This is a genomic window from Lyngbya sp. PCC 8106 (assembly GCF_000169095.1).
Classification (GTDB): domain Bacteria; phylum Cyanobacteriota; class Cyanobacteriia; order Cyanobacteriales; family Microcoleaceae; genus Capilliphycus.
In genome coordinates this window covers 38,946-51,332 of sequence record NZ_AAVU01000022.1, presented here as the reverse complement: position 1 = coordinate 51,332, position 12,387 = coordinate 38,946, and the positions used below count along the sequence as shown (strand labels likewise).

The window sequence follows — 12,387 nt, the reverse complement described above, 5'->3', positions numbered from 1 at the left end:
CATGGCTTTAATTTCTAAAAAAATCTGTTTAATCGGTGACTTTGGTGTGGGGAAAACAAGTTTAATTCGACGGTTTGTTGATCGTCAGTTTAGCGATCAGTATCTTTCGACGGTTGGGGTGAAAATTTCTCGTAAACAAGTGGATTTAGTTGCTTCTGAGACTCAATCTCAGCAGTCAATTCAACTCTTAATTTGGGATTTGGAGGGTCATACAAAATTCAAAGGAATTACACCGAGTTATTTACAGGGGGCGAGTGGGGCTGTGATAGTGGGGGATGTTACCCGTCAAGAGACGTTGAGTCATGTTTCTGAACATATTGATTTGTTTTTATCTATTAATCCAAAAGCCAGGGTTATAGTCGCATTCAATAAAATTGATTTACTTGATCCTGAAAACCTAGAGGGATTAGTTCATCGATCTTCCAATAACAAAACAAATCAAGTTTTATCAACTTATCAAACTTCGGCTAAAACGGGGGCTTATGTTGACGAAATGTTTCATTTATTGTCACATCAGTTTATTTCTAAGATATGATCGTCAAAGAATTATATCTTGGAATTTATTGTTTTGATCTTTTTTAAAATAAGAGAGCTTTTTGATTAAGATTTTAATTAATTGATTGTTTTTCATGAAATTCTTTGTCTTCTTGATATTCTTCGTTAAAAGCATTGACCAATAAAATAATTATTAAGAGTCCGTTATGAATGAATTACTCAAAACATTTTTTTCTCCTCGACAAATTGACTATGAATATATCTCCCTAGATAGTGAGAGTATTATTGTAGAATTTTCTCTAAATGTGAATCTATTTTCAGACTGTCCTGAAAATGTTAAACATGGAAATGAGATTAGTTTGAGTTTTCCTGAATTAGTTGGACTTGAATCTATTTATGAGCAACTATTAGAAGATCAGATCAGTCATTTTGAGTTAAAAGGAATTGCGAGAAACATAGAAACAGAGTCTCCTGTGTATTTTGATATTTATTTTTTTAAAAATGAAGAAAATTTTACATACTTAGATGGAGAAATTATTATTTTATTTGATGATAAAACTGAATGGATGGTTAGAGAACAAAAATATAGCCAAATTTATAAAGAGTATGAACTCTCTGTTTCTCGACTTGAACAAGCAAATAATTATACAAATCAAATCATTCACGCCATGAATGATATATTATTAATTACCAATTCATCTGGGATTATCACTAAAATTAATCAAGCCACACAAAATATACTCGAGTATCAGGAAGATGAATTAATTGATGAATCTATTGCTTATATTTTTTCAGATCAACACTCTGAAAATACGATGGATTTGTCAGATTTTTTTTTAGAAAAAATGCACCATAATAGTTTTGAACTTTATTGTAAAACTAAAACGGGAAAAGAAATTATTATCTCTTTTTCTTGCTCTATATTTAGCCGCAGTCCCTTTGAACGTCAAGAATTACTTTGGATTGGTCGAGATATCACTAAACAAAAACAACTTGAACTACAATTTCATCATCAGTTAGAACAGAATCATCTTTTGACTGGAATGACTCAACGCATTCGCCAATCACTAAGTTTAGAAAAAATTCTCAAAACAACTGTTACTGAAGTGAGACAACTCTTGAAAGTTGATGGAGTATTATTTTATCAAATTACGTTTGACAATGAAGGAAATATTGTCGCCAGTTCTTTCAACTTAAATTTAGCAAAAAAATTTAATAACTTACCTAAACAAGCTTTAGTTCCTCCTTATTTTTTATCGGTCTTAGAAGAAGGAATTATTATTAGTATTGATGATCTCAATCAATCTTTTCTCTCAGCTAACCTACGAGACTGGTGGCTAGAACTCGGAATACATTCCGAATTGATTATACCCATTGTCACCAAAAGTTCATCAACTTCTTCTTTATCATCTTCTGAAAATAAATTATGGGGTATGTTGATTGCTTGTCAACTTACCCAGAGTCGGCGTTGGGAAAAATGGGAAGTTCACTTGCTTGAACAGTTAACAACACCGATAGCAGTTGCGATTCAACAAGCGGAACTTTATGAACAACTAAAAATAGCCAATCAAGAACTGGAAAAAATGGCAATGACTGATGGCTTAACGCTTGTCGCTAATCGTCGTTTCTTTGACAAAATTCTCTCCCAAGAATGGAATAGACTGCGGCGAGAAATAGGGACTTTATCGTTGATTATTTGTGATATTGATTATTTTAAACGCTATAACGATACTTATGGTCATTTAGCCGGAGATAGTTGTTTAAAAAAGGTGGCTCAGGTTTTGCAAGAAGAAGTTAAACGATCTGGGGATTTAGTCGCTCGTTATGGGGGAGAAGAATTTGCAATTCTCCTACCAAAAACCGATCTCGAAGGCGCTATTTTAGTCTCAGAAGTGATTTGCTCTAAAGTTCGAGCGCTACAAATTACCCATGAAAAATCTCTCGTTGCACCCTATGTCACGATTAGTGTTGGGGTCGCTAGTACCATTCCTGAACCGCCTCTCATTCCCAAAACCTTAATTCTCCGAGCCGATCAAGCTCTCTACGAAGCCAAAAAAAACGGACGTAATCGGGTATTTGTAGCCGCCAACTAGAGCCTAATCCTGTAAACGAGGTTAAACTAGAACTGAAAGCTCAAATAAGGTTCATCAACAGGAGGTTTCAAGCCAAGGCACTCGATCCAAGTCAAGGGTTAATTCACAGGTCAATTAGACCAAGATTAGTAATTTTCTACCTCACAATATTGAGGTTTAGATCATCACTAAAAATATTTTCAGCCTAGATCAACACTTTGAACCTTGTCGGTTTATTTAATCTCTAACCTCATCTAATCTAATATTATCTTATCACATCTGGGGTATGAATCAACAGACATCATGGGAAACTCAATGCTATCAGCTTCAAGAACATGAGTATGTACTGGGTAAAATTTCTTATGCAATTTATCGAAAGAAAAATCTTCAAGATATTCTCGATATTATTACAACAAATGTGCAAAAAATCATTCGAGCTGATCGCATTTTAATTTATCATAAACCCGTTGCAAATCTTGATATACTTCTCTCTGAATCTTTATCAGAGGGTGAAAGTTTGAGTCTGAAAAATATTTTATATAGTTCCTGGAACTTTGACAAAATCTTACATCAACTTGAGCAAGGAACAGTTTGTAATCCTTCTGAAATTGATGAATCAATTCAAGCTCAACAGTTTCAACTTGGAATTAAATCTGAACTCATTGTGCCAATTTTAGTTCACAATCATCACTTTGAAGAAACTTCTAAATCTCAACTTTGGGGAATGCTTGTTATTCATCAACGTGATCAGCGACATTGGCAGCCTTTTGAAGTGAATTTTCTGAATCAAATGGGAATGCAAGTGGCAATTGCTATTCAACAAGTTCAATTATCGACCCAATTAAAAGTGGTTAAAGAACAGCTAAAACAACAAAAAATCAAAGATGATTTAACTCAAATTTCTAATCGTCGATATTTTGATAAAATCATAGAAATAGAGTGGAAACGATTAGAACGAGAGTCTTGTTCTCTCTCTCTGATTCTTTGTCAAGTTGATGGGTTTGAACATTATCATCAAATTTATGGTAGTGCAGCCCGAGATTCTTGCTTACAATTGGTCGCGGCGGTTTTGCTGGAAACGGCTAAACGACCTGCGGATTTAGTCGCTCGCTATGATCAAGAAATCTTTGCAATTCTTCTACCCAATACTCATCTCGAAGGTGCTGTGAAAGTAGCAGAAGCGATTCGGACTCGGGTGAAATTATTACAAATTCCGCATCAAGATTCTCCGATGAGTTATTATGTGACAATGAGTTTGGGTGCTACAAGTGTTATACCCACTCCGATTCAAGAAGTCAAAACTTTAATTCAGCATTCAGAAAAATCTCTTGAACAAGCTAAAAAAGATGGCGATCGCGTTTTAGTTCGATCTGATTTTTAAGTAATTTACTTTAATTTAGCTTGGGTTCAGTTAGCTGTTGATGAGCGTTAGTTCTCAGTAAATTTTCTTGATGATGAATTGAGGAGATTGCAACTTTCCAAGTGAAGGTAAAAGAGTGAAAAGAGTCTGAGGAAATTCGATCTTTATCTAGATCAATAATGACTTCTTTGAAAATCGTAAATAATTGACGACGAAGGTGTTTTAACTCAGTAATACTTTCAGCCGAGTTGATTTGATCAATGACGCTAATCAGTTCTAAATTATATAAATCTGCCCGATTTTTTTGTCGTCCTTGAAACCAGAGTCGAAATTGCCAGAGGCTAGAAATTCCTAATACAGCCACCGAAAGTACAAATCCCATCGGTTCTGAATATTTTTCTAAAAAGGTCGGTTCATCTTGGTAATAATAATCTTTGGCTCCAGGATGAAAAGAAAAACCTAAATCCTGTAGAGATTCTGGTTTATGAATCATCGCAGCTTGGGGATTTTTAGTCATTAATTCATTACGAGATTCAAATAAAATTTTAGTAATTTCATAAATAACAGTGTTGTCTATATTTTTATGAGTAATTAAAACTGATCGGAGAGCCACAATCGGTAAATCTTCTGCTGGAATTGGAATCGAACCATTATAAGTCCCAACGGGAATTATACTAGCTTCTAAAGCTGGTTGAAAGAGTTGTAATGCAGCCGCTTGTTCGATAGGAACTAAACGATTTTCACCAGAATTAAGCAATTCATTAATCCCTGTATTTCCTAAAGCAATTACTCTAAATAAAGCATCAACTTTTTTCTGATTGAGTAAAGTATAAGCCTGTTCAGGCGGAACAGCAATGACTTCAAAATCATCGGCTTTCAAACCATAATGCTGACTCAATAACCAAAACAAATTATAAGAACCGCTTCCCTCTGGCATTAAAGCAATGCGTTTTCCTTTTAAATCACTAACTTTGTTTATTTTTGATTGATCTGTCGCGATCAAATGAAACATTTCCGGAAATAAAAAAGCAACCGCTTTAGCATTAGCTGGAATCGAGAGATCACTTTGAATTAGAGCTAAATCTGTCTGGTTATTTTTCAATAATTCTATATTCTGCTTTGCACCTTCCGTTTCTAAAATATTAATTTTTATTTTAGGATTTTGTTTATAGATAACTTCAGATAAAGCTTTTGAAAAAGCATAGTATTCACCATTTTTTCCTCCGGTAGCTATCGTTAAATCATAAACTTGACTTTGAGTATTCAGAGATAAAACTGTGAATATACTCACCATTATAATGCTGATGATGACTAAAGAAAAAGCAAGTTTTTTCAGCATAACAAAATCACAGAAGCTAGAAAGAACAACTTAAGTTTTAACGATAACAGAAAAATTAAAAAAATATCGACCAAAAAATCGAACTTCCTGATATTTTATAGATATTCTCTATTGTAAAACAGTTTTCAAACTCACAGCAGAGTTGTTTAAGTTTTCTGTTTGAGTCCGAGTTTGCCTAATTCTGCTTGCATTGTGCTTTGCTGCTGTATTAATATCCGTCATAGCGGTTAATATTTGCTCAATTGCAATGGCTTGTTGTTGAGTCACTTGAGAAATACTTTGATTATTCATAACAATCTCATTCACTGCTTGAGCAACCCCTGAAAAAGCTTCGGTTGTTGCTTGAGCGACTAATACTCCATTTCGAGCCGTTTTTGTTCCTTCTTTTGTTGCCTTTACAGTCGATTGTATTGATTGTTGGATATCATCAACTAACAAATTTATATTCTCAACAGATTGACTACTTTTATCCGCTAATATCCTAATTTCGCTGGCGACTAAACCAAAACCTTTTCCTTGTTCTCCGGCACGTACTGCCTCAACTGCGGCATTTAAAGCGAGCATATTGGTTTGATAGCTAATATCACGAATAATTTGAACAATCGTTGAAATTTGATAAGTATGTTGCTGAAGTTTGGCAATTTTTTGAGCAATTTCTATCACTTTTTCCTCCAACGTGGAGATTCCTAAATGAGTTTCTTTAACCGTTTCTACTCCGTCTTGAACCAACGCCAAAGCTTGTTGGGCAGCAACGCAAGCAGCCACAGCTTGTTCAGTAACTCGTCGGGATGTTGTATTCAACTCATCGAGGGCTACTGTCGTTTGATTAACTGCTGTCACTTGTTGATTGGTCATGTTCTCTTGATCACTAATATTCGAGACAACTTCTGTTGAAAAAAACGAAATATTTCTCACCAGTTCTTTAATCATATTAATCAATCGTTGTACAATCCAAAGCTGCACCGTTAACAGAATCACTAATCCCAGAAAAACAATTAATCCAGCCACCTGTTTAAAGCGAGTAACCGAAGCAAAAACAGTCTCATCCGGAGTTTTAGAAATAATAATAACTTCATTTTTTCTATTAGGAAAAAGGCGATAGTAACCAATCAAAGAATCAGTCTCTGTTAAAATATCATTTTGCTGCTCGGAGAGAATTTTATCAACAATTTCCGTCGGATAATCATTGAATACCGTTTCATTTTTATTCAACTCAAATCCCCAAGTTTTATCTGGGTTAGGATGCTGCAAATAATATCCGTCAGCATTAATCATAAAAACCTGACTACTCTCAAACGATTTGGCATCCTGAAGCATTGAAATAAAAGCATTAGCATTGACATTAATAATAATGATGCCTTGTTTATTATCAGCTTGATCATAAATCGGTGTCGCATACCGAATCACAGGTTTATAAGGAACTTCTATTTGACCTCGTTCTCGATTCAAATTCACCTCAGAAACATAAACTTCTCCTTTTTTCAGCTTTATTGTTTCCATAAAATAGTCCCGATCTGCTTTGTTTTGGAGTTGAGAGTCTGTAATAATATCAATCTTGTTTTGCTCAGAATCAACTCTAACGATTTCATTGCCTTGTTCGTCAAGATAGCGAATTTGTAGATAATTGGGTTTGATTTTTGCTAGATTAAAGAATAGAGTCTGAAGATTTTGCTGACCTTGATCAAAGGATAAATTATTCTGCTGATTAGCATTCTGATTATTTTCAGCCTGAACTAACTCAACTAAAGTCGGACTATTACTCAAAAACAAAACATCTCCACTCACATCTTCAAGAAAGTTTTCAATTTCTTTTCCGGTATAACTAATCGCAGAATAAACTCGGTTCAACGCAGAATCTGTTAAAGCCTCGGTCGAAGAAATCACACCATATCCAGCCAGAATCGAAACCGGAATAACTGTACTGATAATGAGCAAGGCTAAAAACTTATTCTGAAGTTTTTCAAAAAAGCCTGTTAGATCAAACATAGGATTTGTGATTAAAGGATTGTGAATGAAATCATTTCAATCGTGAATTGGAGCAAATGTTCTATTTTCCTGGAGCTGACTAGCAATTTAGATAACTTAGTGATATCGTAAACTACGATCATAAATTAATTCCTGTGCTGATGAGCGAACATATCCCCAATCTCGTTGTCATGCACGGCGACCAAACTGGAGAGGAGTTACTCGCAGAAGCCTTGCGTGTTCTCAACCCTTCGGTCATTCGCCAGCCTTTAAACTTCATCGATTTTGATTTAAGCTTAGAAAATCGCCGAGCTACAAATAATCGAGTGGTACATGAAGCCGCCCAAACGACTTGTGAAAGTAGACTCGCCCTCAAAGCCGCAACTATCACCCCCGAAATTCCTGGCGATGTTGGCAGTCCTAATGCGATTTTACGCGAAGCATTGGAAGCAAAAGTAATTTTACGCATCGGGCGACGAATTCCCAGTATTCGGCCAATTGGGGGAGTATATGCACCCATTGCGATTGTGCGAATGGCCGTTGATGATGCTTACGGGGCCAAAGAATGGCGGGAGTTAGGCGAAAATGGAGATGAAATTGCCTTCCGTACGTCCAAAGTATCCCGTCTCACCTGTCGGGCGGTGGCTGAATTTACCTTTCAATATGCCCAACGAACCCGGGCGCGAGTCTTTGGGGGGCCGAAATTTACGGTTAGTCCAGTCTATGAGGGGATGTTTAAGGAAGAATTGGATGCGGCTTCTCAGCGTTATGGGGATGTTGCTTATCAACCGTTGTTAATTGATGCTACTTTTGCTTTACTGTTGCAAACAACAGGTGAGGCGTTGGTGATTCCGGCGTTGAACCGAGATGGTGACTTGCTCTCAGATATGGTTTTGCAAATGTACGGAAGTATTGCAGGTTCTGAGAGTTTAGTTTTAGGGTTCGATGACACAGCAACTCAGGTAAAAACCGTGATGGCTGAAGCCCCCCACGGAACGGCTCCAGCTTTACAAGGGAAAAATATTGCTAATCCGATGGCGATGATTTTAGCAGGGGCGGCGTTGTTAGTTTATGTGGGAACATCGGAAGCAGAACGGGCTTCTCGCGCGATTTATGAAAGTGTGTTTGAAACCCTACAAGCAGGCAAAGCCACTCCCGATTTAGGGGGGCAGTTGATGATGAATGAGTTTACAAACGAAGTGATTCGCCGAGTGGAAAATAAATTAGAAGTTTGGTCAACTTTAAATTCTTAAAATTGAGTTTTTAACCCCAACGCATGGGTTTAGTTTCTGGCGATTTTTGCTCTGGTTGAGTGTTAGAAATTTGTTTGAGGATTTCTAATTCTCGATTACATTCTTCTTGTAAAATTTTTAGATAACGTTTTTGTTTTTCTTTTAGTTTGACCGGATTAAGTTGATAAGATGGAGCCATACTCAAAAGTTCAACTGCCATTTGAATCGTTGAAAGTGGAGCGCGTAAATCCTCAGAAAGTTGGGTAAGTTGTTTTTCTTTGGAATGACTGACTTGCTCTAAAGCTATAACTTGATCGTTGAGCTGTTGTACATAAGCCTGTTCTTGCTTATATTTAGATAAATAGTATTGCTGCTTTTTGAGTCGGGTTTTAACCGCTTCTAGCAGTTCAGTTGTCGTAAAAGGTTTAGTAATATAATCATCGGCACCGAGTTCCATTCCCATACGTTGATCATGCCGTTCGGTTTTTGCCGTCAGAAAAATAAAGGGAATATTGGCAGTACCGCTCTCTTGTTGTAACTCATTTAAAACAGCATAGCCATCAAAACCAGGCATCATAATATCACAGATGATTAAGTCCGGCTGCACCTCTTTTGCCAGTTCTAAGCCTTGATATCCATCTTCTGCGCCTATCCCTTGATATTGCTCGATCATGAGTAGTTCCAGGATACTCATTCTAATCGGTTCATCATCTTCAATAACCAGTATTTTTTTCATCGTCATAACCCCTTTAATTTTCTGCTGTGTAGTTTCGGCTTGGCTGAACTCCGAACTTCATCCATAAATACTCCCAAAGTTGATGAATTGAATCATTTGATCGATTCCGAAATTATACTTAGATTTTAACTCCTATTCGCCAATCTGTCCTCTTTATTTACGATTTATATCCGAGAAAATACAGAGTATTGTGAAAAACTTAGATCAATATAACTTCTGTGTAAACAGAAAAATTTTAATTTTTCCCGATCCGGAGTTAATAAAGTTGACATTGAAGCTTATCCCCAGTGATCGCAATCTTTAAAAATCTGACTATGAATAATTATTACCGCAGAATACGTTTTCTTTGGCCGTTTTTATCAATTCTCACCCTGACAAGTTGTGCTTCTGCGCCTTCAAGCATTTCGGGTGAACTTGCGAGTTCCCCCCAGTTACAAGAAGTCGCTCCTCCTAAAGCCGTAGCTCCCCCTGCTGCTCCTCCCCCTCAGCCTTCCTCTCAGCCTTCCCCTGACTCTATTCCCCAAAAACAACCCCAACTGATCAAACGGGCTGAACTGACTCTCGTTGTCCAATCCTTAGATGAAACTTTGTCATCGGTAACAGTTCTCGTTCAACGACAACAGGGCGATATCCTGCGATTTGCAGATTATCAACCCCAAAGTGGTTCGAGTCGTCATACTGCTAATCTAGAATTACGGGTTCCTCAAGCTAAACTCGAATCAACCCTTGATGCTTTAACTCAACTCGGAACGGTTGAAAATCGCTTAATTACGGCTGAGGATGTTTCGGATCAATTAGTTGATACTCAAGCACGACTCCGAAATCTTCGCAAGTCCGAAGAAATGATTTTAAAAATTATGGAACGTTCGGGTTCTGTCGGAGAAGTGTTGCAAGTCGCCAACGAACTCAGCAATATTCGAGAATCAATAGAACGACTCGACGCTCAACTTCGCAATCTTCAAAATCAAGTTGCTTATTCTACAATTACTTTAAATCTAGAAGTCGCTGTTTCTGCTTCTTCGCCCTCTCAATCTAACTTCGGATTACAAGTTGGAGAAACTTGGGGACAAGCCACTCACGCTGTCACAGAGTTGACTTTTGGTTTGTTTGGTGTAGTGGTTTGGTTACTCGCCTTTAGTCCCTATTTTCTCCTCGTTGGGGGTGCAGTTTATGGTTATCGACGTTGGCGAAAAAATATAAATAAAGATGTGAGCTAATTACTCATTTTTAACCAGAATATTTATTATGATGTTGCTTGTCATTCCGAGCAAAGCGAAGAATCTTTAGAGACTGCTATCGAAAACTGATATAACGCGGTATAACCCGTATTAATGTTCCGTTCCTGCTTCTTTCCAATAATCTGGTGTTTCATAGGGTGTCGGCACTTCCTATTCCACAGGCTCAAACCGAATAGCGTGATTGCGTAATGCTTTAAATTGAGGCTTGCATTTAAGTCACGGTCGATGACGATACCACAAGCCTCGCAGCTAAAAACTCTTTCTTTGAGGGACATTTCTTGAATATGTCCGCAACTTGAACAGGTCTTAGTTGACGGATAGAATCTATAGCGCAAAAACTACTCTTGAACCGTACCACGAGGACTTATACTCAATCTGACGGCGAATTTCATACAGAGCCGAATCAGCAATAGCACCCGCTAACTTATGATTTTTTAACATCCCAGAAACATTCAAGTCTTCTAACCCAATGACCGCGTGATTTTTGCATAGCCATGAGGTCAATTTATGAATTGACACTTTTCGGATGTTAGCCACTCTTTGATATGCTTTTGCCAGTTTCAGTCTAGCTTTGTTCCTGTTATTTGAAACCTTTTGTTTTCTAGAGAGTTCACGTTGAAGTCGCGCTAACTTTTTTGTAGCTTTTTTGTAGGCTCTAGGATTGTCAAACACAGTCCCATCTGAGCAGGTCGCCAATACCTTAACTCCAACATCAACCCCCAGATAAACTCTTGATTTTATAGTGTGTTCGGGTTCAAATTCATAAGCGAGTGAAATATACCAGGAATCCGCAACTCGACTAATCGTGACTCGCTTTGTGTTGATTTCAGGTAACGGCTCATAGGTACTAACCCATCCAATGAAGGGGATCTTTAACCGAGTCCCTGAAAACTGCATAACCTTACCGCAATTATCAAGAGTAAAGCTATCATTTCTGCCTTTCTTCTTGAACTTTGGATATTTAGCCAAACCTTTAAAAAACCGACTAAATGCTTCTCCCAAGTGCATGAAGGCAAACTGATAAACCCTTGAGGACAAGGTTTTCATCCAGGGATAAACAGGCTTCACATGATGGGTGTAGAACTTTTTGAGCTTATTAGCAGAGGGTTTTAAATCCGCAGCATAAGCCTCGTTCCAAAGGTTTAACGCCCAATTCCAAACCCATCTAGAATAGCCTGCGTGTTGAGCTATTAAAGTTTTCTGTTTATTATTCAGTTTTAACTTTGTTTTAAAAGCTCGTTGCATAGATGTATGATGTTATCTGACAGATAGTACCGTGTTGTACCATAAATCGTCAACTAAGTTACTGCTCTACATTTCATTCAGAGTGACAGTGACGACTGTAAATTTAAGGTGATAACAAAAAGTTTTTGAAAATTTAACCTCTAAAAATATTCGTCACACTGAGTAGATCAAGCAGTATCTCAATACCCTTCTTTGAACTCAGAATGACGACTGAAAATTGATAACTCTGACAACAGTTCTAAAGCTTTTGCTACCTCAGAAAATGTCCTTTAGTCGAGATATCCCATTAACGCATAGGGATCATCTATTTCGTTAGAAGCAACGGGGCGATTGACAAGCATTGATGTAATTTGTAGTTGGGTTGTTGCCACAGGACGGTTTGCCATCGCACCCACAGAGTCTTCAGAATGTACGAAACTAACTCCCGAAGCACTCTCGGTTTTAAAAATCGGACGGTTGCCCATAATGGTTCCGACGATTTCGAGATGACTTTCTTCAATCGGACGATTCGGCATGATCATCGCCGAATGAGATACCTGAATTTGAGTCGGGGCAGAGTGAACTGATGATTCCGCTTTTGTTGGTTTGCTTTCCATTTCTAAATCCTTACTCATATCTTTTTCCTGATTATTTTCTGTGTTTTCTGCTTTTACAGTTTCTTCTTGAGCCTTATTCATACGCTTTCCTGTAGTTCGACGGGTTCGC

General features: G+C 37.4%; 9 protein-coding genes and 1 pseudogene. 5 read left to right on the top strand and 5 right to left on the bottom strand.

The features are described from left to right. Position 1 precedes the first annotated feature (1 nt). The 3 genes from L8106_RS15800 to L8106_RS15790 all read left to right on the top strand — a co-directional run bounded on the left by L8106_RS15800 (position 2) and on the right by L8106_RS15790 (position 3,948). Positions 2–535, top strand: coding sequence for a Rab family GTPase (locus L8106_RS15800; RefSeq protein ID WP_009785350.1), 534 nt, complete (start codon positions 2–4; stop codon positions 533–535). Between the two features lie 166 nt (positions 536–701). Then, a complete protein-coding gene (locus tag L8106_RS29685; RefSeq protein WP_009785348.1) occupies positions 702–2,588 on the top strand; it encodes a diguanylate cyclase in 1,887 nt (628 codons plus the stop codon). A gap of 265 nt (positions 2,589–2,853) precedes the next feature. Continuing rightward, entirely contained in the window at positions 2,854–3,948 is a 1,095-nt protein-coding gene (locus L8106_RS15790) for a diguanylate cyclase (RefSeq protein WP_009785347.1), read from the top strand. A gap of 10 nt (positions 3,949–3,958) precedes the next feature. Here L8106_RS15790 and L8106_RS15785 read toward each other — a convergent pair whose 3' ends face one another. Next, positions 3,959–5,266, bottom strand: a complete 1,308-nt coding sequence (locus L8106_RS15785; RefSeq protein ID WP_009785346.1) for a TAXI family TRAP transporter solute-binding subunit — start codon at positions 5,264–5,266, stop codon at positions 3,959–3,961. Between the two features lie 108 nt (positions 5,267–5,374). Further along, positions 5,375–7,252 carry a methyl-accepting chemotaxis protein gene (locus L8106_RS15780; RefSeq protein ID WP_009785345.1) on the bottom strand — a complete coding sequence of 626 codons (1,878 nt, stop codon included), beginning with the start codon at positions 7,250–7,252 and terminating at the stop codon, positions 5,375–5,377. 140 nt (positions 7,253–7,392) lie between these two features. Here L8106_RS15780 and L8106_RS15775 point away from each other — a divergent pair, with 140 nt between their 5' ends. Further along, on the top strand, positions 7,393–8,484 hold the full coding sequence (locus L8106_RS15775) for an isocitrate/isopropylmalate family dehydrogenase (RefSeq protein ID WP_009785344.1): 1,092 nt from the start codon (positions 7,393–7,395) through the stop codon (positions 8,482–8,484). Between the two features lie 10 nt (positions 8,485–8,494). Here L8106_RS15775 and L8106_RS15770 read toward each other — a convergent pair whose 3' ends face one another. Then, positions 8,495–9,199, bottom strand: a complete 705-nt coding sequence (locus L8106_RS15770; protein ID WP_009785343.1) for a response regulator — start codon at positions 9,197–9,199, stop codon at positions 8,495–8,497. 314 nt (positions 9,200–9,513) lie between these two features. Here L8106_RS15770 and L8106_RS15765 point away from each other — a divergent pair, with 314 nt between their 5' ends. Then, positions 9,514–10,416, top strand: coding sequence for a DUF4349 domain-containing protein (locus L8106_RS15765; RefSeq protein WP_009785342.1), 903 nt, complete (start codon positions 9,514–9,516; stop codon positions 10,414–10,416). A 212-nt stretch (positions 10,417–10,628) separates the two neighbouring features. On the opposite strand, the pseudogene L8106_RS15760 reads toward L8106_RS15765, so the two are convergent. Both L8106_RS15760 and L8106_RS15755 read right to left on the bottom strand, forming a co-directional pair. After that, positions 10,629–11,682: pseudogene (locus L8106_RS15760) on the bottom strand (RNA-guided endonuclease InsQ/TnpB family protein); the annotation flags it as partial. A gap of 269 nt (positions 11,683–11,951) precedes the next feature. Beyond that, positions 11,952–12,359 carry a hypothetical protein gene (locus L8106_RS15755; RefSeq protein WP_009785340.1) on the bottom strand — a complete coding sequence of 136 codons (408 nt, stop codon included), beginning with the start codon at positions 12,357–12,359 and terminating at the stop codon, positions 11,952–11,954. Between the last annotated feature and the right edge of the window lie 28 nt (positions 12,360–12,387).